Here is a 25,297-nt window from a genome sequence, read left to right on the forward strand (position 1 = left end):
TTACGCTCGAGCGCTTAACTACCCAGACGGTATCCTAGTTCTTCCGTTTTATCGTTCCGCGTCTCTTACTAGCTCGGCTCCTGCTGGATCAAACCCCGTGGGCCATATCGTCCTTACATCATAAATAGCACCAGACCAATCCGCACTCTCCGCATTGATGACTCCAAGATCTGCCCCCTTTAACGTGGCGCCCTTAAAACTGCAAAAGCGAACGTCTGAATTTGATAGCTTTGCGCAGGTCAGATCTGCGCACGTGAAATCAGCACCCACCAACATTGCGTCTTCGAAATTGCAGTCTTTCATCATGGCACGCATAAAGTACGCATTCATTAGCGAAGCGCCTTGCAGCTTCGCATTAGAAAGGTCGGCACCAACAAATCCAGCGTTTCTTAACGACGAATTGGAAAAATTGCATCCATGCAAAATCCTTCCATCGAAAATAATCCGATGCAAGTTCACCCCTTCAAAATTCGCGCCAATCAAACTATTTAAATCTAGTTCCAAAGACTCACCCGTTTGATACAGAAGGACGATCATTCATTTCCCCAATCCGTATAATCCACATCATTCCAGATACCGACTTCACATTCCCTCGCATCGAACTCGACAAGACTCCCGGAATCGCCTCAACACCTCGCCCCAATATCCGGGCAGCGATATACTATGGTTGCCATCAACAATTACATCTCCGTCCATCTTAATTGCCGGCGGAATTTCCCCAGCCAACAATCACTCTGCGCACCGCTGAACCGCCGGCAAAGACACCGCTCCCTGCGCCCCGAATGCGAGGTCACCGCGCAACGCTTCTTCAATTATTCCAGGCGTTACTCCCGCGCCAGAACTCACATATGGCTTATCCGGTCTTTGCCCGTTCCCATAGCTAAATATTATCGTTGCGGAACCTGCATTTGAAATAGGCGAAGTCGTAGTGGTCCCGCCGGACGGCCCATTGAGCCAACAGAAATTTGTTGCGCAGATGCTTGATGCTTTGATCGCTCAGGCCACGACCAAAGCGAGCAGCGAAGGAACGCACGTGAATAATCGAGCTTGGTAAAGCAGCTGTAGCCTCTTTTGGAACATTTAACTTACATCATCATTCATCCTAAGCGCGTTTCCCGCCCCGCAAGACGGACATATCATTAGGCGTTCGAACTCGGCAGCCCCCGCATCCCCTCTAACATCTGTTACTAGCAGCGTTGCCGTTCGGCACACAGGGCAGTCGACGTCTGCTTTGGGGTCTTTTGCTAGAATTATTCCGGCTTCAACCCAACGCTTAACTACTTCCTTTTTCACTTTTTAGCTCCATTAAGATACTGAGAGGCTTTTTCAGCGAAATCGTAAGCCGCCTTCGTCTCTTGAGCAGCCAATTCCGCAGATACACCTGCCGATGATCCAGCAGCAGGTTGCCGCCGACGGACGCAATGATCCGCTCGGCCTTGCCCGTCGCGCCCTTGAGCGTGGTGTCGCCGCCGGACTGGATCGCCAGCGTGTTGCCGGTCGACAGGGTCGACCCGTTGACGGTGATCTTTGAAACTTTAATGTCTACGTGACACGGAGAGCGCTATTCCTCATCCCAAAAATCGCCAGGCGGCGCATATTTTCCTTCCTTCAAGACTTCGCACCAACCAAAGCTCGTGTAAAACATCTGAAGATCGATGATCTCATATAAGTTATCCCCGACGCTTTTTAAAGTAATAAGGCTATTGGCGTAATGCGTATATTCCCCTCCCCCTCCAGCCACGGCCCTCAACTCCAATTCCTTACGATCCCATTCCGAGACGACCCCGGATGAGTGAGGAACGGTATCTGAAAACACAACTTCGAATTCCTTGGATATTTTGCACAGGCAGGGAATTCTCTTCTGTTGGAGGAGGTCTTCCGTCCTCAAATCCGCGGGAAAATCAATCTTCAATTTCATTCGAATGCACTCTTCGGGATCACTGTCTCACCCGTAAAGTATTTTTGCAAAGTAGCAACAGGACTAAAGTATTGCATACCCTGCGGATGACCCTAACCCAGTTTTTAGTACCGATCTAAATTAGAGAAATCCGGCATGATTTCACCATATGGAATAGGAGCCATGCCGTGAAGAGATCGAAATACACCGAAGAGCAAATCGCCTTTGCGCTGAAGCAGGCCGAACTGGGAACGGCCGTACCCGAGGTCTGCCGCAAGATGGGGGTGAGCGAAGCCACCTTCTACAACTGGAAGAAGAAATTCGGGGGGCTTGGCCCCTCGGAGCTGCGACGACTTCGCCAGCTTGAAGAGGAATGCAATCGACTCAAGCGCCTGGTCGCAGACCTGTCGCTGGACAAGGCTATGTTGCAGGACGTTCTGGCAAAAGAGCTTTGAAGCCTTCGCGGCGCCGCGTACTCGTGGATGATCTGATGAAGCGCTACGGCGTCGGCGTGACCAAGGCATGCGCCGTAGTCATGATTTCCCGGTCGTTGTATCGCTACGAATCGTGCCGACGCAACAGTGGCGCGCTGGTCATGCGAATCCACGAGATAGCGCATACGCGGGTTCACTACGGATACCGGCGTGTACACGTGATGCTGCGCCGTGAAGGCTATCGAGACAATCACAAACGGGTCTACCGCTTGTATCGAGAACAAGGCTTGTCCTTGCGGCACAAGCGCCCCAAGCGCAATAAGTCGGCGCAACGTCGCCAACCCAAAGCGATCGCGCAAGCCATAAATGACATCTGGAGCATGGACTTCGTCATGGACCAACTGTTCGATGGTCGTCGCCTGCGTGCGTTGACCTTGGTCGACAATTACACCAGAGAGTGTCTGGCCATCGACATTGGGCAAAACCTGCGGGGTGACGACGTGGTGGCGACGCTGGGGCGCGTATGCGCACTGCGCGGCTTGCCGCGCGTCATCAAAACCGATAACGGCAGCGAGTTCATCTCCAAAGCCATGGACAAATGGGCATACGAAATGGGGTGGAAATCGACTTCAGCCGGCCCGGTAAGCCGACGGACAATGCGCAGTGCGAATCCTTCAATGGCCGCTTCCGTCAGGAATGCCTGAACAGCCACTGGTTCTTGTCATTTGCCGATGCCAAGGAGAAAATCGACGCCTGGCGGACGTACTATAACGAGGTTCGTCCCCACTCCGCTCTGAAGTGGCAGGCACCAGCTGAATACGCGCGCCAGCACTTGGCCAGCGGCCAAAGTACCAACCTCAATGAGCCGGAAATCTCTACTTCTGATCCGGACTAATTCGGGGTTAGGGTCAGTTAGGGTCACACCGGCGCAAGGCCGGTGTCAGATCAGTCAGAACCTCTACATCACTATTAAGCCGGAGGGGAAATTACTCCTCGATCAATCCCAGCGCTTCGCCCAGATTTTCCACAAATTCTGCCTGCTCATCTGAGTATTCAATTGCAACATTTTCAAACTGCGAACACAAAGATGATTTAGTTTTTGAATCCATCATTTGCAATGTCGAAGCTAATTGTTCAAGCACCCGCACGGCAGCATCCGGATTTATTTCCTCCTCTCCCGAAAATTCAAGAAATACAGCAACCTCAACGATAGCTCGCACAACGTGCTCATTGATTTCCTGGCTCATGAATCACCTTCACTGAAATATTTTTAATTCCTAGCTCATCAAACATTTTCTGAGCTCTGGCTGCCTGAGCTTGGGTAGGTACTTCCCAGCGCGCAGTTAACCCATTCTGACTTAATACATCTGACTGCCTAAGTGCCTGGTCTTTGGACTTGCTCGTTGTCACTACCGAAATTTTGCGATCAACTAAAACATCGCCATCCACACCATCGAACTTGACCAACCTCGTTGATTCATCAGGCATTGTTCTTTCTAGTGCAGGGGCTTGACCAGTTTGGGTTGCAGGATTTGAGCGAGCGCCAGTTGCCGAATCATTGTAATCCCGAGCACGCGAACTCATGCCCGCATTCTCATCAACCCACTTGACCTTGCTTGAAGCAAGGTCATCTAACGCCCCACCTGCGCCTTTTGCTGCCGCGCCACCCTTCCCCCCCAATTTCGCAACATCAAGCGCCTTATCCGCCTCCGCAAACACGTGTATCGCTTGACCGCCCTTTTTAAGAATGCCACCGAACACCGGCACCAGCCCAATCCCAGCAAAGAAGCGATTCGCCTCATCGCCGGTCGCCGTCTTGCCCGTCACCAGTTCATACAGCGCACTGGCGTTTGACACCCCCGGAGCCAGATCCAACACCGCTTGAGCGAGCGCATCGGCTTTCTCCTTGGTCATGTCGGGGTAGTGGGTCAGCGTGAGCACCTCGTCATACGACGCTACCATCCGATCTGCTTCCGCCCACCCGGCCAGCAAGCAGCTAGTATCGTTGCCGCATTCCGCCTCCAGACGACCTACCAACTCGGCCTTCATCCGGGCGACCTTGCCACGGTTCCTGTAGAGGCTGTTGTTCTCCACCTCTATACGCGCCGCAATCTCCGCCGGCACTGCTGCCGTGGGATCAATCGATGCGGCAATGCCTGCGACGATGCTGCTTATCAGGTTGACACGGGCTTGTGCTTCTTCAGGAGACAGATCCTTGCCGTGGGCTCCATCCATGCTCTCCAACAACTTGCTCAGCACAACGCCGGAGAGCGCGCCTGCACCGCCAGCACCGCACGATGCGCCTTGCGCGGCAGCCCCTGCGCAGCCCAGTACCGCATGCAGCGCGGCATGTCCGACAGAGCCCTCTCCGCCCAGCACACCGCTCAACTCCTTGATCTTGGCGGCGCCCAGGGTTTGCAGGTAGTTGACGGCGGCGGCTTGGATGAACTGACTGGTGCCCCCGGTCACATTGCCACTTGCTGCGCCCAGAATAACCGTGGCCCACTGGCTATAGGTCCCCTGCGCGCCCCATTTACTTTCCAGGTCAGCATATTCCTGGGCGGCTTTAGCGCGATCCGAATACGAAAGCGATTTGTCTTCCGAACGCTCCTTCGCGTCTTGCGTTTCCTTCGCCCGATTCGTCAAAAACTGCCCCATCTGCCGGCTGGCTTCCGACGCAATCTCAAACCCCGCCTCGATCTTCTCCTTGTCAAAGATCGGCTTCAGCGCGTTCAACGTATCCGACGTATCCCGGTTCAACGACGCAATCGTTTCCGCGGCAGTCTTACCAGTCAGCGCCAGCTGCCCTGCCTCGTCACGAATGACGATCGTCCCGCCGCTGATACCGCTTTGCGTAGTCGAGCTGGCGTTGCCGCTGGCCGCGACCACGACCGGCGTACCCATCCCAAATCCGCCGCTGCCCGTCGATATCGACGAACCCGCATCCTTGGTCGCGCCACCGGCGACCTGCCCGTCCTTGGTGGTGCCCAGGCCCGAGTCGCCCGCCTTGCCGCCGCCAAACCCGAACCCTCCCCCCACCGACACCTGGCTGCCGCTATACCGCGCCGTGTTCTTGATGTCTTCTGTGACCAGCGTGCCCGTGGTCAGCTTGTTCAGGCCATCAGCCACCGCCTTGTCGCTGCTGGCGATGACGCTGCCGATCAGCGTGGTGTTGTTCTTGACGTCAATCAGGAAGCCGCCGTCGCCCGCCCACAGGCCCGTCTGCTCCGTGACGGACTTGAAGTCGCTGTTCATCTTGCCGGTGCTGGCGTTGGCCGAGACGCTGCTCGAACCCGCGCAATACGGGGGGATGCACAAGACCAGCCCAAAGCCCGCGCTCTTGTTCTTGGAGTCGTACTTGCTGCTGTCCTGCAAGCTCTCCAGCAGCAGGTTGCCGCCGACCGACGCGATGATCTGCTCGGCCTTGCCTGTCGCGCCCTTGAGCGTGGTGTCGCCGCCTGACTGGATCGCCAGTATGTTGCCGGCGGTGACGTGGGTGTTGGTCCATCGCGGCCGTTGGCGTTGCCGCGTCCGACATATCGCCCCGATTACGCTCGAGCGCTAACTACCCAGACGGTATCCTAGTTCTTCTGTTTTATCGTTCCGCGTCTCTTACTAGCTCGGCCCCTGCTGGATCAAACCCCGTAGGCCATACCGTCCTTACATCATAAATAGCACCAGACCAATCCGCACTCTCCGCATTGATGACTCCAAGATCAGCCCCCTTTAACGTGGCGCCCTTAAAACTGCAAAAGCGAACGTCTGAATTTGATAGGTTTGCGCCGGTCAGATCTGCGCACGTGAAATCAGCACCCACCAACACTGCGTCTTCAAAATTGCAGTCTTTCAGCATGGCAAGCATAAAGTAAGCATTCATTAGTAAAGCGCCTTGCAGCTTCGCATTAGAAAGGTCGGCACCAATAAATCCGGCGTTTCTTAACGAGGAATTGGAAAAATTGCATTCATGCAAAATCCTTCCATCGAAAATAATCCGATGCAAGTTCATTCCCTCAAAACTCGCGCCAACCAAGCTATTCAATTCCAGCCACAAAGGCTCACCGGCTTGACATGAAAGGACGATCATCAATTTCCCCAACCCGAATAATAAATTTTTCGCTAAAGCGCAGGCAAACACACCGTCCGCCGCACTTTCGCGCAGCGGACTTATCGGAAAAATACACACGAAAATATAGTCTGACTACACGTCCAGCACCGGTAGTAGCAGTCTCAGCTACGCATTATGGCGGCTCAGTTGGTTCTTGCCGGGGCTATTTATCTACGGATTCGAAAAATTCAAACCACATTCAAAGATAAAGTCTGCCATTGACAACTCAGCATAGCCATTAATACCTGCCAAAAGAACATCCAGCAATATAACCATTCCTCTTTCGAATTGGAGTGGAAACGCCGTCCGAATCATCCCATTACGCACATTAATCTTACCCTCCCACTAAAGACTATTATAAAAATCAATCACGGAAGACAGATCAACCTTCCATTGAGAAATGGCCACGCCGTCCTCATTAATCTCCTGCCTATCTGAAACAAAACCATTTATTCCATTCGGATCGAAAGGGCCAGGAAGCTCCTCCCGAAAAAAAACCCCATTTTGAATATATGCAAAATCTCCCTCCAAAAAAATCACCCAATAGAATAGAAAATTACATACACCTGGATCGCGCATGGAAGTCAACAATACCGCACGTCCGCCACCTTGAAGCCCCTGAGCCAACGACCGTTTCCAACTTTTTAAATAATCTTCCCTTGACCAAAATTCAGCCGGAGCCAAAAAGGTCTCGGTGTATCCATCAATTTCCACCTCTCCAGGCAACACCCACTCGTCAAACTCTCTCAAAACCTTACCTTCAAGGCGAATGCTGAAACTCATTTTTTTGCCCAAGTTCGTAAACCCTTGTTCGCCAACTGCCCGTTTGACATGCGTCACGGACGCCTTGATCCAACTGCAAACTATAGGTGATTTCATCGACATGATTGCTTGGTCCCAGGCGATGACCGGGGCACCGCTGCCAGGGTCAGGTGGCGGGTGACCTGCATGCTGACGTGCTGACAGCCAGCGTGACGGTCTGCTCGACCAGCCAGACGAGGTCGGTAGCGTCCTGGCGCTACTGCACTTCGGTGAGCGCCGCACCGAGCTTGATGCCGTTGTCAACCGCGAACTGGGCCTCGTTGGCGAGCAGCTCCATTACTGGCTGTCGTTGTCGCCAAAGCCCTCCAGGAGGCGCTAGCCGTTGGCGGCCAGGATCCGATCGACGACGAGCTTCTGTTCATCGAAGCCGTCGCCAAGGCGACGGGGTTGGCTCAAGGGCGCATTCGCGGGCGGCAAACCGGCAGTCGTAGTCGCGAGCGAGGACTTCCAGGCCAGCCGGCAGCTCACTCTCAAACAGCCGGTCGACGCTTTGAACGGATCAACGCCCGTCTACCCATCTTTAACCTGACAAATCGCACCCAAAATCAAAGCTCTTTCGAGAAACGTACCAAGCAAGTCGGGTACAACATCTACGTAAACTGGCTCCCCCTTCAAAATCAGGTCGACCTTTTTTTTTTCGCTCACTCAAAGACAAACCTGAACTGTCCCTGAGGAGCCAGTTGAATTCAACCTTATTGAATCCAGGATTCCAGCCAAGGATGCATACGATAGTCATTTATTTACCTTGATCGTTATAGGCCGAGGGCTTTTACCAATATTATCTCCCGACGTCCCGTCACCGCCATGAATGACCACTTCCTCACCCCCATACTTTTCACCTAGCGCGCGAGCGACACTACGTAGTTCACCAAGACTGCTCGTCCCGAACCTGCCCCCTGGATGTGCAACCCATTCAATACTAGTTTATTTCCGATTTGCGTCATCTCGGAGATTACCGAGACATTCCCATTTTTCCCGGGTACGCTGAATTCGTAGATGCTCCCATGCTGTTCAACAATTTTTATACCGTTTGCAACTCCTTCCCCGTATTGAAATATCAACCCCGGCCCCGGCTCCTCTGGCAGCGGCGAAGTCGTCGTTGTCCCGCCCGACGGCCCATTGTTGATAGCCCGCATATCCGCTGAGCTCACCAACTGAAACGGCATACATGACGCCGATGGCAGCGGCATCCTCTTTCATCAACAACATCAGATTTCAGAATAAATTTCTCGACACCGGCCTCCCTGAAAATACAGTACCAAATCTATTTTTTTATTATTCCTGAGAGCCCATCCACGTCATTCTTCAACGATCTCTGATTCAGGTCGAATTCCGGCATCGTCAATTCGACAGCACCATTTTACGTGCGCGCTCCATCCTGCTTCAGCATTCTTCATGACCACGCCGGTCGCTACCAAATTATCAACGTTCCCGCGTTCATCTAGGTCAGGCATATACAAGTTCACCAGCATACCGCTGCGCAGCTTTACGTTCGCACCTAGCGCGTCCGTAAGCACCCCTGTCAAGTAGACGCTGTCTGATAGACGATCGGAGCGAGGGTTAACCGAGGCATGAATTGCACCGGCGGGATGCCACCCGGGGGGGGGGTACTGGTTGTTTTGCGTCCGCCCATTCGGTAAAGGCCCCTGAGATTATCTCCGGACCGTTATCCAGGGGCGGCCCATAGCAGTCGACCAATCGGCTCAAGACCCGAATCAGGCGTGCCGAACGGATGGACACGCCCACCTCGATGGCCAAGCACTCCCGGTTCGCCTCGTCGATCACGTTCAGAGTTCGAAACCGTCGGCCGCCGTAGAGAGCGTCATAGAGCTCGTGAAATTTTTCCGACCTGATAGAGTTTCGTTGATTAAGTGATCTACGCGTTGGTTAGCACCTACCTTCAGTTGAATCTGCTTCTCAGCATCAACAAGAGCTTTCCAGTTTCAGTAGGACCTGCTAGTGGAGTACGCGGCGCAGCATTAGCCAATTCGCCGGTCACTTTTGCACCAAAAAAATAGCCCCGACACCGTCGGAACTATTCTTATTTTCGAAACTAATGAAACCCTAAGATTTTTAGATCAGCTACTAGCTCTGCTGCCTCATCAGAAGGCAAACTTCCCAAAACGGCGGGAATATCAATCTCCCTAAGTAATCCAGAGATAATATCCAGATGATACTTCTTGGCCTCTTCCGAAGATCTACCTGCTGAAAACACAAGTGCTAAAACCTCCAGCATTAGCTTTTCAATCGGCGTCTCAAAAGAATTTTCAAGCTCGCTGTAGGCATAGCCAGCTTCGCCTTCGCCCTCCCCCCATGGACTCTGATGGCTAAGCTTAACCCTGCAATAGTTGTAATAACTACCCAGAAACCAGGCCCGGATCTCACCATAAGTAACGCGTTCTTCCATCACGGTGTCTCCCTCGGGGCCGGAGCATAACTCCGCCGGCGGGGATCAGGGCGTTCAGGCCGCCGGGGCGGCTGCCCAGGCCGGCGTTGACGGGTCCTAACCTTCTTTGGCTGGCTCATCTCTTTCAAGAATATGAAGTTCAAAACTCTTAGCTTCAATTCGTATCGTTACCGAGCTTGAAAATCCATGAAGGCTACCCTCAAACGAATACTCACAAATCTCACCTTCAGTACGACCTGAATAATTAAATCTAATAGGATCCTTCCAGACTATCTTATCGCCCTCGTTAACATTCATAGAAACCTCAAAAATAAAGCTCCTCACCCCGCAAAATACAAGCAGACAGTGCCCGACAAACCCTGCATCATTTTTTCTTGAGAACTCATTAACCAAGACCCCATCGACATCCAGCCAATGATTGACGTATATTTTTGCATTCACACCATCAAACACATGAGCCCCATACTGGCAATTATAGGTCTCAATTAAATCCCAACAATTTTCAATAATTTTCAATATCAATTACTCCTTAATATCTCCCCATCTTTGTCCGTCCCGCATTTTTCGGCACCGGAGCCACCAGCCCCACCGTTCCACCATTACACTAGCTTTTTACAAAGTTCATAAAGCCGAGTCCTTAGCCCATCGAACTCATTGTTTTCCGCGACTAGTGGCTGGTGACTATTATAAAGAACAACATCATTCAGAGACCCCATTCCCCCATACAGCGACAATAATCTAGACGCCATATACTTTTGATCCATATCAAACTCCACCTTGATTTTCTCGAGCATCACTGCCCAGTCATCAAACGCCCCCAAACTCAGCAGCTCAATCATTCTCTTCAGCACTGCATCAATATCACTGTTTTTTATCATTTCAATGGACTCGAGCCTATTACTTGAACCCCATCAATCAACCAGGGCTTCTGAACCACAATTTGTTGCTGAATCGCCCCGGGTTTCTTAGACAGTCCCGTTCATCAAAAAGTAGCGCCGTTCGAACTCTACCGGAGAAACCTGGCCGATATAGCTGTGGCGCCGTCGTGGGTTGTAGAACAACTCGATATAGTCAAACACATCGGCGCGTGCCTGGTCGCGAGTGGAATAGATCTTGCGTCGGATCCTTTCACGCTTGAGCCACTGAAAGAAGCTCTCAGCAACGGCGTTGTCATAGCAGTTTCCTCGTCTGCTCATGCTGGGGCGCAACCGATGGGCTTTCAGGAAGTCTTGCCAGTCATGACTGCTGAACTGACTCCCTTGGTCTGAATGCACGAGTACTTCGGCCTCTGGTTTACGACGCCAGACCGCAGCCAGCAATGCGTTGATGGCAAGTTCTCGGGTCATCCGATCGCTCATGGACCAGCCCACGATCTGCCGCGAGAACAGATCCAATACGGCGGCAAGATAGAGCCAACCTTCGTGCGTTCGGATGTAGGTGATGTCGGTCACCCAGACCTGGTTGGGGGCATCGACCCGGAATTGGCGTTGTAGATGATTCGGGGCAACAACGCTGGGACGAGTACCTCGGCCTCCTGGACGACGGCCGTATCCTGTGTGTGATCGCAAGCCAGCTTGGCGCATCAAGCGGGCCACGCGGTGCTTGCCACACAGCTCTCCCATATCGTTCGTTCAGGTCACTGCTGATCTTGCGGTAACCGTAGATCCGGCCACTGTCTTCCCAGCACTGCTCGATGAGCGCGCCGACGCGCTTATCCTGTACCCCGCGCGCACTCACAGGCTGCACCTTCCAAGCGTAATAGCCGCTGGGATGTACCCCCAAAACTGCGCATAGGCGACGCACAGCGTATTGCTCCTCATGGGCCTTGATAAACGCGTACTTCATCCGGACTGCTTGGCAAAGTACGCGGCGGCCTTTTTTAGGATGTCGCGCTCCTCGCTCACCCGCTTGAGCTCAGCCTTAAGCCGACGGACCTCTGCGCTCTGGCTATCTTGATGCGTCCGCTGCTCAGGACTGCCCGAATAGCGCTTGAGCCATGCATAAAGGCTGTGGGGACTCACGCCTAATCGTGTCGCAACATCGCCGACCTTGTGTCCCCCTTCAGTGACTTGCTTTACCGCCTGTACCTTGAACTCTCCTGAGAATCGCTGCCGCGATGTCTTGCCTTCCATACACACCTCCATATCGCCTCAATTGTGAGGCAACTAGGTGTCTAGGAAACCCCGGGGCGATTCAGTTAGGGTCAGTCCTCTTAAGTTGTTGTTATCAACTCTGGTTTTCGAGTTTATATTCCGGTCTTATCGACGCGCACAAACACACCAACTCAGCCCCCCAAGATGGCTCTAATACAAACAACCGAATTTTCCCGTCCCTAACATTGGTCTTCGCTTCAGTCAGGGTTAGATCGTTTACCCTACAAGTTCCGTCCGATAGCGTATATAGCCATTCCACGTGACCATCCAATAAATTGGTATGAAAGAAACCCTCCTGCACGGAGTCGAATAATCTAGATGTTATATTTTGAAAAATATAGTCACAAACACGGATGGACTCAACTCCTTCCAGAACTATACGAGCTCTATCTCCAACAACCCGTTTGAAAGTAAGCACTACCTTTCTTTCGAATGAAACATGTTCAATTCCAACAAGCTCAGCATCGTGAAAATCTGAGTACTGCAATTCAAGCCCATTCATTTATTAAATCTCCGCGTCTCACACTGCATTACCTTGGCCACTTTGAAACCGGATTTCCCGGTCCCCTTACTGGACTTCCTTTGCCATCCCTATCCCAATTGTGCGCATGGGGATTTCCTTGACCATGATCATGGTTATGGTCAGCATCTATGTCAACGTTGGGTCTTCCATCGTCTCCATAGAGCCGCTCCTGACCACGTAAGCACCCCTCCCTGTCGAGTAGACATCGGCTGATAGACGACCGGAGCAAGGGTTAGCCGAGGCATGAATTGCACCGGCGGGAGGCCACCCAGCGATTCGTGCGGGCGGTACTGGTTGTAATCGACCAGCCATTGATCGGTAATCGCTTGGACCTGCTCAAGGTTGGCGAACAGGTGCGCGTCGAGCACCTCGGTTCGATAAGTTCGATTGAAGCGCTCAATGTAAGCGTTCTGATTTGGCTTGCCCGGCTGGATATAGCGGATCGCGATGCCTTTTGCGCCAGCCCATTAGGTGAAGGCCTCTGAGATCATCTCCGGACCGTTATCCAGGCGTATGGCGTCAGGCGGCCCATAGCAGTCGATCAAACGGCTCAATACCCGAATGAGGCGTGCAGACGGGATGGACACGCCTACCTCGATGGCCAAGCACTCCCGGTTCGCCTCGTCGATCACGTTCAGAGTACGAAACCGTCGGCCGCAGTAGAGCGCGTCATGCATGAAGTCGAGCGCCCAGCAACGATTAGGCTCTGTAGCCAGATCCAGCGGCTGTCGCGGTCGGTCGGGTAGCCGCTTTTTGCAGCGCCGAGGCAAATTCAGACCCATGTCGCAGTACACCCGATGAACGCGCTTTTTGTTCCAGCCGCGACCGTCGAGGCGCAGCCGGGTGAAACACTTCCAGAATCCCCAACGCCCGTGCCGGGTCACAATGGCATTGAGAGCATCAATGACTTGGGCATCCCGCTCAGATGCCGGCATTGGCTTCTTGTACTACGCTGCCCGCGATAGGCCGGCAATCTGACAAGCGCGCGTGATTGAGAGCTTGGCTTGCACCAGCTGTTCCACCACTTCGCGCCTGGCCGACGGCGTCAGGATTTTCGATTCAAGACATCCTTGATCGCTGCATTCTCCAGCGCCAAGTCGGCAAACATGCGTTTGAGCTTGGCGTTTTCAGCTTCCAGTTCGCGCAGCCGCTGCAACTCGGAAACTTGAACGCCGGAGAACTTGCTCTTCCAAAGGTAATACGTGGCGTTGCTGATGCCATGTTTGCGGCACAGCTCGGCGACCGGCATGCCGGCTTCGCCTTCCTTCAGCACAGCAACGATCTGGCTCTCGGTAAATCTGCTTTTCTTCAAGGGAATCTCCAACTCACGGAGGCTCCGAAATGCTACCGGTTGGTGTCTATCTGAAGGGGGAGCTTACGCGATTAGGTCAGCGCGATGTCCCGGCCCGCCGACAGCACGACGTTGTCGCCCTTGCTCTGGCGTTGCACGTCAGTCTGGATGATTTGGTGTTTGCAGAAGGGGAACGGGAACCATTCGACGATTTACGCCTGCGTTTCGAGGCCATCAGCCATATGCCCGAAGCCGAAAAGTCGGTTATCAAGGCATTGCTTGATGGGATGGCTCTCAAGCACCAAGTATCGCGAATTATGGGAACCAGCAGCAACAACCAAGCGAGCAGCTAAGAGGAAAGGCTAAAGCAGATAAAACAACACCGGCGCGAAGCCGGTGTGGAGAAGGTATTGCCTTAAATAAATAGTCTGCTCACCGAAGCCAAAAAGGTAAATCATCTAACCCAAGTGCATCGTATTCATTTAGTGGCCTCTTCTTCTCGACCATTAAAGCAGGCATGTCAGAAGCTAAAATCCTGACGGGCTGATAAATTCCAAATTCATCCAGAAATGACACAGTCGAATTTTTCGCCTTTGAGAACAAATCAAAATACCTAAAAAAAACAGTCCCCAAGGTATCGCCCCTAGAGTCCAGCCATGTTCTATCACGATCAGCCTGCATATCCTCATCCCACTCAATGGAGGAGCTAGGCAGCGTGAAAAATATGCTCTTGGCTTTTTCCATCAAAATGGAAGATTTTTCTAGTTCGCCTTGCCGCAAATAACGCCTATAAAGCCGATCCGATAATAAACTCCAATCCTGATCTAAACACGTATTCACCACAAAAACATTGAGGCATTCGAAAAACAATACGACATCCGATACGGGCCCCAACTCGTATACCGTATGCCCCCCATCAAACCCTATCTTCCTCATTCAGCTTTAAACCTTATGTCAGTCGGCCCGAGCGCGCCGTTTGATTTCTGCACAATACCTTTAATCACTGCGTTTTTTTGTGCATCCGTTACAACTTGACCACGAATATCAATAACCACTTGCTGTTGCATACCTTGCGGTAAATTCTCCGCACGCTGCAGTGCCTGCTTTGAAACATTACTAATTAAACCCTGCTCATTTGTCGCAATATTGTAGTTCTTTACCTCAACACTGCACACGCTACCAATACACCAGTCGGGGCGAACACTGCCCGGTGTGCCGTAAGGTACTTCTTGCCCGTTCTTGTAACTGACTTGCGGTCGAGCCCCTTGGCCAAGGTCAGTTCCAACATCTATCTCGGACTGTTTGGGCGTTGGCCGGACAACAGCAACATCATCCACCACCCCGCCTGCGCCTTTTGCAGCACCCGCCGCTCCAGCCCCTCCCCTACTCGCAACCTTCGCCCCGATCTTCTCGGTAATTATCGCCCCACTTCTGGCCACTCCCGCTACCACCGATACAAGGGCGGCAACTTCAAGGAGCAACTTGCCACCTTCCAACCCCGCATTGAACGCCCCACCGGCACCTGCCCGTTGGTATTCCTCTTGCATTCGAGTAATGCGTTCTATATATGACTGCTTCTCCGCCTCGGCAATTTTGCCGAGCACATCATCACTGCTGAATAGCTCCTTCAACGCGGCATAGGTTTCCAGCGGGCTCGCGCCAATCGTCACCAGACCCTTCGCAAGCTCGTACAAACTTGCCGGGAGCGCCGCCACCACGCCTGTGTAGTAACTGACGTCCTGCCCATGGTGAATTGCCTCCCATTTGACTTCCACCATGACCGTGCAGACAAAGGAGTTGCAGTCCAGAATCTCCTGAGCTTTCTGCTTGCCCTGCGCCGAGCTGAGGTAGTTGTTCTCACCTTCTATTTGCGCAGCGAGTTGTGCGGGCAGTGCCGCGGAAGGATCGACCGCTGCTGCGATACCGGCGACGATACTGCTGACCAAGTCAAGACGGGCCTGTCGGTCTGACGGCGATAGTTCCTTATTCTGGTCATCCTTCAGGCTATCGAGCAGCTTGTTCAGCACGACACTCGAAAGCGCGCCTGCACCACCTGCGCCACACGATGCGCCTTGCGCCGCGGCCCCTGCGCAGCCTAAAACAGCGTGCAGAGCCGTATGGCCAATAGAGCCCTCTCCCCCAAGCTGCTGCCCTAGCGCCTTAATCTGCGCGGCTCCCAAACCTTGGAGATAGTTAACCGCGGCGGCTTGTACGAACTGCTCGGTTCCGCCTGTGACATTCCCAGCGGCGGCTCCAAGAATAGCAGTGCTCCAGAGGCGATAAGTCCCGCCCGGGCCCCATGTGCTATCCAGCTTGTAAAACTCCTTTTTCGCTTCAAGACGTTCGGCTTCGGACAGTGAACTGTCTTCCGAGCGCGCCTTTAGCGCGTCCGCCTCCTTCGCCCGATTCGTCAAAAACTGCCCCATCTGCCGGCTGGCTTCCGACGCAATCTCAAACCCCGCCTCGATCTTTTCCTTGTCAAAGATCGGCTTCAGCGCATTCAACGTGTCCGACGTATCCCGGTTCAACGACGCAATCGTTTCCGCGGCAGTCTTACCAGTCAGCGCCAGCTGCCCTGCCTCGTCACGAATGACGATCGTCCCGCCGCTGATGCCGCTTTGCGTGACCGAGCTGGCGTTGCCGCTGGCCGCGACCACGACCGGCGTTCCCATCCCAAATCCGCCGCTGCCCGTCGATATCGACGAACCCGCATCCTTGGTCGCGCCACCGGCCACCTGCCCGTCCTTGGTGGTGCCCAGGCCCGAGTCGCCCGCCTTGCCACCGCCAAACCCAAAACCTCCGCCCACCGACACCTGGCTACCGCTGTACTTGGCGGTGTTCTTGATGTCCTCGGTGATCAGCGTTCCTGTAGTCAGTTTGTTCAGCCCATCAGCCACCGCCTTGTCGCTGCTGGCGATGACGCTGCCGATCAGCGTGGTGTTGTTCTTGACGTCGATCAGGAAGCCGCCGTCGCCCGCCCACAGGCCCGTCTGCTCCGTGACGGACTTGAAGTCGCTGTTCATCTTGCCGGTGCTGGCGTTGGCCGAGACGCTGCTCGAACCCGCGCAATACGGCGGAATGCACAAGACCAGCCCAAAGCCCGCGCTCTTGTTCTTGGAGTCGTACTTGCTGCTGTCCTGCAAGCTCTCCAGCAGCAGGTTGCCGCCTACCGACGCGATGATCTGCTCGGCCTTGCCTGTCGCGCCCTTGAGCGTGGTGTCGCCGCCTGACTGGATCGCCAGTATGTTGCCGGCGGTGACGTGGGTGTTGGTCCAGCTTTCGTCCTTCCCGTTGGCGTTGCCGCGTCCGACCGAGGCGCCCAGTTCCAGCGTCCAGCCGTTCTGCTGGCCTCCAGTGGAATAGCCAATGCCGATGCTTGCGCTGCTGCTCTTGCTGTCGGTCTTTTGCTCGAAGGCGTTGCGGGCCGCTTGCAGCAGGATGTCGCCTTCGGCCTTGAGCACCACGTTGTTGCCCGCCGACAGGTTCGAGCCCGTGACGGTGATGTCCGAGTCCTTGCCCGCGCCTTGCGCGACGATGGTCAGATCGTTGCCCGCGGCGACGGTCGAGCCGAAGGCGCTGGACGAATTGCGGTCGGTCGTGCTGCTGCTCTTGCTGGTGCCCAGGCTGAGCTTGATGCTCACGCCGCCGGCCTTTTGGAGCGCGGTAGCGTCTTTGACAGCCCCCGCAGCCAGAACGGCGTCATAGGCGTTGACGGCCGCCAGAGCAGTCGTTGCGCCAGCCAAGCCCTTCATGACTGCACTATCCGTCTTGCCCGCGGCGTCAGCCATCCGTGATCCGGTCTGCACAGCGCTGACCACCGGGTTGCTCGCAGTAAGGGTCAACCCCGTCTGCTTGATCTCGTGAAATTCCTTCTCTTGCGTCGTGTCCAGCGCCGCGCCGATGTTCACTTCCCTGCCGATCAGCGTGATGTCGCCCTGCCGCGCGATGACGTTGCTGCCCGTGATGTTCAGGGCGCCGCCGGCGTTGATGAGCACGTCGCCATCCACGCTGCCGACGGTGCTGGCGTTGTGGAAGACCTTCTTGCTGTCCAGCGAGTCCGTCTGTTGGCTGGAGCCATAGCTGAAACCGCCCATGGCGCCAAAGCCGGACTTCTTGACCATTTTGTAGTCGTAGCTGTCCTCGGCGTTCTGGCCGGCCAGGATGTTGACGTCGCGCTCGGCCGACAGTACCAGGTCTTTTTGCGCGCCGACGTTCGAGCCCGCCACGGTCAGGTCGCGTCCGGCCATCAGCACAGCCGTGTCGCCGGTGAAGGTGGTGGCCAGGGACTGTTCCCAGTCCAGGGCCGTTTTGGTGTGCGTGGTCTTCGACGACAAGAACCCACTGGTCTTGAAGTGGGATTCGTCGTAGGCCGAGCCGGTCTGCACGCCGGCGGTCAGGTTGATATCACGGCCTGCGCCCACGGCGAGCTGCTGACCGGCGGAGACATCAGCAGCACGCGCATTGAAATCCTGACCCGCAATCAGCGTGACGTTGCCGCCCGCGGCGATGGTCGACCCGACCTCTGTGCTGGTGCTCAGGTCATGCCGATTTTTCTTGTTCCTCACCAGCGATTCGCCATGGCTTTCCTCAAGCGTGCCCAGCGTGATGTCCCGGCCCGCCTGCAGGCGCACGTCGTCCTTGGCTGTGACTTGCGCCGCCGTCAGGGTCAGGTCGCGGCCGGCCTGCATGCTGAGGTTGCCGGCGTCCACGCGCGATACGCCGGAGACGTATGAACCCCAGGTCGCGCCGTGGTTCTCCGAAGCGGACATGGACGTCAACGCGATGTCGCGGCCCGCCGACAGGGCGACGTTGTCGCCCTTGATCAGCGAGACCAGGTTGATCAGGTCTTCGCGCGCGGCCAGGTCGACGACAGAGCCCTGGATCAGGCCGCCGGCCTGGTTGACGATGTTGGCGGCGGTCATGACGGTAGCGTCGCGCGCGCCGATGGTGCCGCTGTTGTTGATGTCACCGTCGGCCGCAAGCTTGACGTCGCGGCCGGCCATGAGGGTGCCATCGCCCTTCAGGTCGCCTTCGCGCACCAGCAGGTATACCTGCGGGACCAGCACGGTCTCGGTGGTGCCGTCGGGCAGCGTGACGGTTTGTTCGACCAGCCAGACGAGGTCGGTGGTGAGCTGGCGCTGCTGCGCTTCGGTGAGCGCCGCGCCGAGCTTGATGCCGTTGTCCACCGCGAACTGGGCGCCGTTGGCGAGCAGTTGCTTGTACTGGCTGTCGTTGTCGCCGAAGCCTTCCAGGAAGCGCTGGCCGGTGGTGGCCAGGATCTGGTCGGCGACCAGTTTCTGTTCATAGAAGCCGTCGCCCAGGCGACGGGGCTGGCCGGACGGGGTGAGGAATTTCGCGCCGGCGGGGATCAGGGCGTTCAGGCCGCCGGGACGGCTGCCCAGGCCGGCGTTGACGGATCCGGAGGCGCCGCTGTTGCCGACGGGCGCGCCCGGCTGCTGCAGCAGGTCGAACAGGTAGTCGCTGGATACGGTCGGGCGGTTGCCGACGAAGCGCGGGTCGGTGGCGACCACGTAAGGCGCGTCGGGCCGGCCGTTGACGGCGAAGAGCTGGCTGTCCGGGATGGTGGCCGGGTTGGAGACACTGCGCACGACGCTGCCGCCGGGCAGGCCGATGCTGGCGATAAGCACCGGGCCGGGCGCGGTGGCGCCGCTGGCGCCGGGCGAGCCGCCGCTGAGCGAGACCGGGACGTAGCCGCCGGAGGTGCCGACGGGCAGTTCGATGGATTCCGCGGCCAGGGTTTGCTGGTAGTCGCTGGAGTATTCCTTGCGGTCTCTGCCGCTTGGTTGAGACACTGTGGCCGTGCCCACCCGCGTGACAGTGCGCTCGCCGCCGGCCCCGATGTTGTTGATGGCCGGACCGCTTACCGACAGCGCTCCGCCTGCAGCGATCTGGCTCTTGTCGTTGGTGACGGTGCCGACCAGCGTCATCGAGCCGCCCGACACGATCTTGCCAGGGTCGGAAGAAAGGGTGCGGGTTTCGGTGACGGTTTCCTGGACCTCGTAGATCGTGACGGTGTACACCATACGGTCTTCGAAGTCTTCATTGAACGCGCGGATGCGCGCATCCAGTTCCTCGAAACGCGCCAGGTAGGCGTAATAGGCCTGTTCGTAGGCCTGACGGCGAGCATCCTCAGCCGCATAGCAAGCCCCGTCATTCAGGCGGCATACCGGCCCCTGCTCCAGCTGCGGCTCAGGCCCTGCAGGAGGCGTCACCCCGAAGACCGCCCAAATCCGCGCATCCGTGCCATAGCCGTGCACCTTCGGAGGAATAGGCATATCGTCTCCGGGCCGTGTTTCCGGCGCGCAGACCTTGCCATCCTCCTGATAAGAACAGACTGTTCTTCTGGGCATATCGACGCGGGCGATCGGTCCTTTGTCGCCCGTAATACCCGTGTACCAGGGCGCATAGTCAAATGGCGGACCATAGCGCTCGGCGGGGTACTTTTGCGACGGCAGCAGGAAACCGTGATGCGCGTCATTCTCCAGAAGGTTGCTGTGTTCGCACCGGGGACGATCGTTCACGCAGAACCAGTTGCTCTCCATGTCGTACATGTCCGTCGTGCCCGCCGGGGTCACGTACAGCTTGGGGACCGTCAGCACCGGCAGCGTCTGGCTGACGAAGTTGGTGTTGATGTTCTGCAGCGACGCGGCCGAGATCGCCGCGTTTCCGGCCGCCTCGATGGTGGCCGATGCGTTCAACAGCGACCCTGCCTGGCCGATGGCCTTGCGGTTGGCGTCCAGCGCGCCACCGATGCGCAGGTCGGCGCCTGCGTAGATCAGCGCGTGGTCGCGGTTCACCAGCGATCCGACTCCCAGGTCCAGGTCGCCGCGCGAAGCGATGACGGCGCCGCCGCCCGGGCCCGCGCCGTTGACGAGCTCCCCCGCGCGAATTGATATGGTGTTGCCGTAGATGCGGCCGAAGTTGTCGACGTGGCCAGCGGTGATGTTGGTCGAGCCGCCGTCGATGAGGCCCGAGTTGGTCAGGCCGTGGGTGACGTTGATGGTGTTGTTGCGCCCGGCCAGCAGTTCGCCGCTGGCCTGGTTGTTGAGCGAGGCGGCCGTGACGGTCAGGTCGCGGCCGGCGCTGACGGTGGCGCTGTTGTCCATGGCTCCGCCAACGGACATGCTCAGGTCCCGGCCGGCGGCGATGTCGCCGGTCTGGTTGAGCGAGCCGGTGTAGGTGAAGGACAGGTCCTGCGCGGATTGCAGGGTGCCCAGGCCTTGCAGGGCCTGGAGCATGACGGCGAGACGTTCGCCCGCCATCACCTTGCCCTGGTTGTTCTTCAGGAGCGCGGCCTCGACCGTCGCGTAGCGCTGTGCGGCGACTTCGCCGCCGGCGTTGTCCAGTTCCCCCGTGGTGATCGTGAGGTCCTGGCCGGCGCTGATGGAGCCGCCCTGGTTGTTGACGCGGTCGGCGACGATGGAGACCAGCTTGCCCAGCACGCCTTTGGGCGGAGCGGAAGCGGCGGTCAGCGTGGCGCTGTTGTCCAGGCTGGCGGCGTTCAGGGTCAGGGTTTCGTCGGCCTGGATCAGGCCGCCCCGGTTGTCTATGGTCCCAGGCGTGGCAAGGGTCAGGTCACCGCCCGCCAGCGTACCGCCGGCATTGCCGACCCGCGACGCTTCGATCCGCACGCCGCCAGCGGCGGCGATCAGGCCGGTGGAGTTGTCCAGTTCGCCGCCCAGTTTCAGCACGGCGTCGCCGGCGGACGTCAGCTTGCCGCCCTGGTTGCGCAGGGTGGCGGCGGCGATGTCGAGCGTGCCGCCGTGCAGGATGGAGTTGCGCGTGGCGATGTCGCCGGGCGAGGTGAGCGCGAGTTTGCCGATGGCGGAAAGGTTGCCGCCGGACAGGTCCATACCGCCCGCGGCAAGCGTCAGGTCCTTGCCGGCCGCGCTGATGCCCGGATGGGTGATGAAGGCCGCGGTCAGCTTGACGCTGCCCGGCAGGCTGAGCGCGCCGTCTTCGCCGACGCCCGCGATGAAGCGGCCGGCGTTGCCCAGCGCGCCGAGCGCGGTGGCGTTGATGTCGCCGCCCGCCAGCACCGAGCCGGTGTTGTTGAGGGCCGTGCCCGCCAGCAAGGTGGCCACGCCCGCGGCCGACAGGATGCCCGCGTTCTGCAGCGCGCCGCCTGCCTGCAGGTCGATGGCTTCGGCGGCCTGGATGCGGGCGTTGGAGGTTGTCGTCAGATTGCCGTTGGCGTTGACGGTCACGTTGCCCGCCTGCGTGGCGGCGATGCCGCCCAGCGTGGCGTCCGTGCCCGCGCGCAAGGTCATGCCTTGTCCCGCAGCGGCCGATCCCAGGGCCTGCAGCGCACCGCCCGCGGTGGCGACCAGTCTGCCGCCGGCCTGCTGGTTCGACGCGGCTCCCAGGACCAGATTGCCCCCCAGCGTGTCCAGCGTCAGGTCGCCCTGCAATGCCGCGACGGTGCCGTCCACGGTCATGCCGTCGCCCGCGATTAGCGTTTGCGTGATGCCCGCCAGCATGCTGCCCGCGGCGAGCAGCGTGCCTTGCGCCGTGGCGCTAAGCGTGCCGGCGGCTTGCGCCAGCCCGGCGGCGCCGACGGCCACGTTGCGGCCCGCCAGCGTCAGATTCGCGTCGCTGGCCGCCGTACCGTCCACGCGCGCGTCGCGTGCCGCGGTCAGCATCAAGTCCTGCACCGAGGCCAGCGCACCGGCGGCGACGAGGTCGCGTTGGGCCTGCGCCGTCAGCGTACCCGCAGCTTGTACCTGCCCGCCCTGCTTGACGGTCACATCGCGCCCGCCCACGAGCAGGTTGCCGGCGGCGGCCTCGCCCAGCGCGGCCGCCGTGCCGCCCAGGCGCGCATCGCCCGTGGCCATCAGCGTAAGGCCGCCGCCCGCGACGATGACGCCGTCGGAATCCAGGTCGCCGCCCGATCGGGCGGCCAGGTTCTGCGCGGCCTGCATGCGGCCGGCTGCACCCACGCGCAACTGTCCGCCGGCGTCGGCCGTCAGGCTGCCTGCCAGCGCGGCCACCGTGCCGTCGATGCCAAGGTCGCGCGTGGCGGACAAGGTGGCGGGGGTGCCTGCGGTGACGATGCCGGTCACGAACAGGTCCCGGCCCGCCTGGGCCTGCAGGATGCCGTCGGCGCCCTGCCCCATGTCGGCGGTGCCTGCCGTGCCTGCCACGCGCAGGTCCTGGCCCGCGCCCAGGAACAGCTTGCCGCTGCCCTGCGCCAGGCCCGCCTGGCCTATGGTCAGGTCCGCGCCCGCTTCGGCGCGCAGGATCCCGTTGGCGACCGTCTTGCCGTTCAGTTCGGCGTTGGCGCCGGCCGACAGAAGAATGTCTGTCTCACCGGAGAGCGTGCCGTCCGCGACCAGCTTGCCGCCGGCCCGCGCGTCAAGCTGCCGTCCCGCCTGCAGCACGCTGGCGCTGCCCAGCGTCAGGTCGCCGCCGCCGAGGGCCTTTAGCGTGCCGGCGTCGGCCAGCAGCGTGCCGTCCACGCGCAGGTTGTCCCGCGTGCTGACTTGGGCGGATTGGCCCGCGATAAGCATGCCAGCCAGCAATGCATTGCCCGCGTCGGCCATGACCGAGCCGTCGGCCTGAGCACGCGACGCGGAAGACGCCGTCAGGGCCTGGCCCGCCTGCAGGCGCAGATTGCCGGTGGCGAGCGTTTCGCCGTTCAGCGTCAGGTTGCGCGCCGCCTGCAGCGACAGGTCTTTCAGTGACGTGACCTTGCCCAAGCTTTGCAGGTCGCCGCCGGCGTTCAGGCCGACGGAGCCGGCCGCCGCCACTTGCGCCTGAGCGCCCACGGATACGTCGCCGCCGGCGGAGATGTACATGCCGCCGGACGCGGCCGAGACCGCGCCGTCGATCGCCAGCTTTCCGCCGGCCGCCAGGGCGGTGTCGCCGTTGGCGCGCAGCGCGCCGGCCAGCGCCATATCGCCGCCGGCCTTCGCGGCCGCGGCGCCTTCGGCGTCCCACTGCGAGGGCGCCTCCAGGCGCAGGTCGCGTCCCGCCTCCATGGCCAGGCGGCCGGTGGCTGCGCCCTTGCCCGACACCGAGGCGTCGCGTCCCGCCATCAACGACACATCGCCGCGCGTGCCGACCAGACCGCCCACGCGCAGGTTCGCGCCGGCGCGTATCGTCGCGGGTCCGCCCGACTGCAACTGGGCGCTTGCGCCGGTGGTCAGGTCCGCGCCGGCCTGCGCATGCAGCGCGCCCGCGGCGGTGACCTGCCCGGGCAGCGTCATATCCCGACCGGCCGTCAGGGCGATGCCGCCCCTGGCCGTCACCAGCCCGCTGGAATCGGCCCCCGCCTGCGCTGCGCCACCAGACGCGCCCGATGCCGCGCCGTCCGTGGCGGAGCCGCCTGCGCCAGCACCGGCGCCCGCTCCTGTGCCGCCCGACGACGTTCCACCAGCCGCCGAGCCCCCCGTGCCCGTGCCGCCGTTGGCCGGCGGCGTCGCGCCGGGCGTGGACGCATTGCCGCCGATCCGCACATTGCGGCCAGACTCCGCGCGCACGTCCTGACCGCCCATCAGCAGGGAGCCGCCCAACGTCAGATCCTGCCCGGCCGCGACGCGTAGCGCGCCCTGGGCCTGCAATGCGCCTTGCGCGGCGACGTTCACGTCGCCCGCGGCGTCCACCTCCACCGCCCCGCCGGCGCCGACCGCGCCCTTGATCTCGGCGTTGCGTCCCGCCGCGAGCGCGGCGCCGCCACCGGCCTGCGCGACGCCGTCCACGGCCAGGTCGCGCCCGGCCGCCAGGCGCAGATCGCGCGCCGCCTGCACGGCGGCGCTGGGCGCGATGCGCACGTCGCCCGACGCGCTGACCTGCAGGTCGCCCGTCAGGGCCACCAGGTTGCCGCCCACGTTGACGCCGACACCGGCCTCGGTGCCGATCAGCCGGATGCTGTTGGCGTACATGCCGCCCAGTGCGGCGGTGTCCAGCGCCACCTCGGGCGCCGGGCCTTCGCCCGCCTGGGCCGACACCGCACCCGTCGCGTAGTCCACGCGCGCCGCGCCCGCCGTCACGTTGAGCCGGTCGGCCCAGACTCCAGCGTTGATTTCCAGCGTGCGGGCGATCAGGTCGACCTGGCTTGCGCCCGTGCCGTTCAGTCCTTCGCCTTCGACGCGGATCTTGCCCGCGGCCACGTCCAGCGCGATGCTGCCGTCGGGGCCCACCTGGGGCCGCCCGGTGGTCAAGGTGGCGCGATCGGCGTTCAGGAAGCCGCAGCCATTGCAGGTGATGCCCGCCGGGTTGGCGACGATGACGTTGGCCCGGTTGCCGGCGACCTCCAGCGTGCCCATCAGCTGCGACGGGTTTGGCGCGGTGACCTGGTTCAGGATGGTGGCGGCGCGCTGATTGCCCAGCATGACGTTGCCGGCCACCTGCCCCGCAAGCTGCGTCTGGCTGGCGCCGCCGCTGTTGTTCAGCACCACCCCCGACGGCCCCACGTTGAACTGGGTGTAGCGGTTGTTGGAAACGCCTCCGGCCGAGGGCGGCGCGATGTTGATGACGGGCACGCCATTCGTCACGCCCACCGTCGGCTTCTGTCCGGACACGCTTTTGTCGACCGAGATCGGCAAGGTCTGCGCCAGCACCGGCGTCCAGACTTGCGTGAAGACGACGGACCAGATAATCAACGAACGAAGCTTGGACATCATGCGCACCTGATGAGCAACAT

At 58.9% G+C, this 25,297-nt stretch carries 14 protein-coding genes and 5 pseudogenes; 2 read left to right on the forward strand and 17 right to left on the reverse strand.

All coding sequences use genetic code 11. From position 1 onward, the window contains the following. Nucleotides 1-48: 48 nt before the first annotated feature. The 3 genes from HLG70_RS07625 to HLG70_RS07635 form a co-directional block, all read right to left on the reverse strand. A complete protein-coding gene (locus HLG70_RS07625; protein ID WP_171662353.1) occupies nucleotides 49-537 on the reverse strand; it encodes a pentapeptide repeat-containing protein in 489 nt (162 codons plus the stop codon). A 736-nt stretch (nucleotides 538-1,273) separates the two neighbouring features. Continuing rightward, nucleotides 1,274-1,540: a hemagglutinin repeat-containing protein gene (locus HLG70_RS29725; protein WP_171662642.1), complete on the reverse strand. Its 267-nt coding sequence runs from the start codon at nucleotides 1,538-1,540 to the stop codon at nucleotides 1,274-1,276. A 21-nt stretch (nucleotides 1,541-1,561) separates the two neighbouring features. After that, on the reverse strand, nucleotides 1,562-1,918 hold the full coding sequence (locus tag HLG70_RS07635) for a hypothetical protein (protein ID WP_171662352.1): 357 nt from the start codon (nucleotides 1,916-1,918) through the stop codon (nucleotides 1,562-1,564). A 167-nt stretch (nucleotides 1,919-2,085) separates the two neighbouring features. Here HLG70_RS07635 and HLG70_RS07640 point away from each other — a divergent pair. Further along, nucleotides 2,086-3,226 (forward strand): annotated as a pseudogene (locus HLG70_RS07640) (IS3 family transposase). A gap of 91 nt (nucleotides 3,227-3,317) precedes the next feature. Here the strand turns inward: HLG70_RS07640 and HLG70_RS07645 are convergent. The 12 genes and pseudogenes from HLG70_RS07645 to HLG70_RS07685 form a co-directional block, all read right to left on the reverse strand. Beyond that, on the reverse strand, nucleotides 3,318-3,578 hold the full coding sequence (locus HLG70_RS07645) for a hypothetical protein (protein ID WP_171662351.1): 261 nt from the start codon (nucleotides 3,576-3,578) through the stop codon (nucleotides 3,318-3,320). After that, on the reverse strand, nucleotides 3,559-5,586 hold the full coding sequence (locus HLG70_RS07650) for a pre-toxin TG domain-containing protein (RefSeq protein WP_250157080.1): 2,028 nt from the start codon (nucleotides 5,584-5,586) through the stop codon (nucleotides 3,559-3,561). Before HLG70_RS07650 ends, HLG70_RS07645 begins: the two co-directional genes overlap by 20 nt. A 138-nt stretch (nucleotides 5,587-5,724) precedes the next feature. Beyond that, nucleotides 5,725-5,880, reverse strand: a pseudogene (locus tag HLG70_RS29685) (hemagglutinin repeat-containing protein); the annotation flags it as partial. A gap of 46 nt (nucleotides 5,881-5,926) precedes the next feature. Then, entirely contained in the window at nucleotides 5,927-6,415 is a 489-nt protein-coding gene (locus HLG70_RS07655) for a pentapeptide repeat-containing protein (RefSeq protein WP_171662350.1), read from the reverse strand. 366 nt (nucleotides 6,416-6,781) lie between these two features. After that, nucleotides 6,782-7,276: a hypothetical protein gene (locus HLG70_RS07660; RefSeq protein ID WP_171662349.1), complete on the reverse strand. Its 495-nt coding sequence runs from the start codon at nucleotides 7,274-7,276 to the stop codon at nucleotides 6,782-6,784. A 993-nt stretch (nucleotides 7,277-8,269) separates the two neighbouring features. Continuing rightward, nucleotides 8,270-8,467 (reverse strand): hypothetical protein, encoded by a 198-nt coding sequence (locus tag HLG70_RS07665; protein WP_171662348.1) that lies wholly within the window; start codon nucleotides 8,465-8,467, stop codon nucleotides 8,270-8,272. A gap of 438 nt (nucleotides 8,468-8,905) precedes the next feature. Then, nucleotides 8,906-9,088, reverse strand: a pseudogene (locus HLG70_RS29510) (IS3 family transposase); the annotation flags it as partial. Nucleotides 9,089-9,311: 223 nt separating this feature from the next. Further along, a complete protein-coding gene (gene imm2 / locus HLG70_RS07670) occupies nucleotides 9,312-9,665 on the reverse strand; it encodes an Imm2 family immunity protein (RefSeq protein ID WP_171662347.1) in 354 nt (117 codons plus the stop codon). A gap of 96 nt (nucleotides 9,666-9,761) precedes the next feature. Further along, entirely contained in the window at nucleotides 9,762-10,181 is a 420-nt protein-coding gene (locus tag HLG70_RS07675; RefSeq protein WP_171662346.1) for a hypothetical protein, read from the reverse strand. An 83-nt stretch (nucleotides 10,182-10,264) separates the two neighbouring features. Next, nucleotides 10,265-10,543, reverse strand: coding sequence for a DUF6966 domain-containing protein (locus HLG70_RS29730; RefSeq protein WP_434082301.1), 279 nt, complete (start codon nucleotides 10,541-10,543; stop codon nucleotides 10,265-10,267). A gap of 87 nt (nucleotides 10,544-10,630) precedes the next feature. After that, nucleotides 10,631-11,797: pseudogene (locus HLG70_RS07680) on the reverse strand (IS3 family transposase). A 786-nt stretch (nucleotides 11,798-12,583) separates the two neighbouring features. After that, nucleotides 12,584-13,653, reverse strand: a pseudogene (locus HLG70_RS07685) (IS3 family transposase); the annotation flags it as partial. A 29-nt stretch (nucleotides 13,654-13,682) separates the two neighbouring features. Between HLG70_RS07685 and HLG70_RS07690 the strand changes: the two are divergent. Beyond that, nucleotides 13,683-13,985, forward strand: coding sequence for a hypothetical protein (locus tag HLG70_RS07690; RefSeq protein WP_171662345.1), 303 nt, complete (start codon nucleotides 13,683-13,685; stop codon nucleotides 13,983-13,985). 79 nt (nucleotides 13,986-14,064) lie between these two features. On the opposite strand, the gene HLG70_RS07695 is transcribed toward HLG70_RS07690, so the two are convergent. Together HLG70_RS07695 and HLG70_RS07700 are read right to left on the reverse strand one after the other, a co-directional pair. Continuing rightward, nucleotides 14,065-14,568 (reverse strand): hypothetical protein, encoded by a 504-nt coding sequence (locus HLG70_RS07695; RefSeq protein ID WP_171662344.1) that lies wholly within the window; start codon nucleotides 14,566-14,568, stop codon nucleotides 14,065-14,067. Continuing rightward, nucleotides 14,565-25,277, reverse strand: coding sequence for a hemagglutinin repeat-containing protein (locus tag HLG70_RS07700; RefSeq protein WP_213697165.1), 10,713 nt, complete (start codon nucleotides 25,275-25,277; stop codon nucleotides 14,565-14,567). Before HLG70_RS07700 ends, HLG70_RS07695 begins: the two co-directional genes overlap by 4 nt. Nucleotides 25,278-25,297 lie beyond the last annotated feature (20 nt).

It is taken from the genome of Achromobacter deleyi (assembly GCF_013116765.2).
GTDB lineage: Bacteria > Pseudomonadota > Gammaproteobacteria > Burkholderiales > Burkholderiaceae_B > Achromobacter > Achromobacter deleyi_A.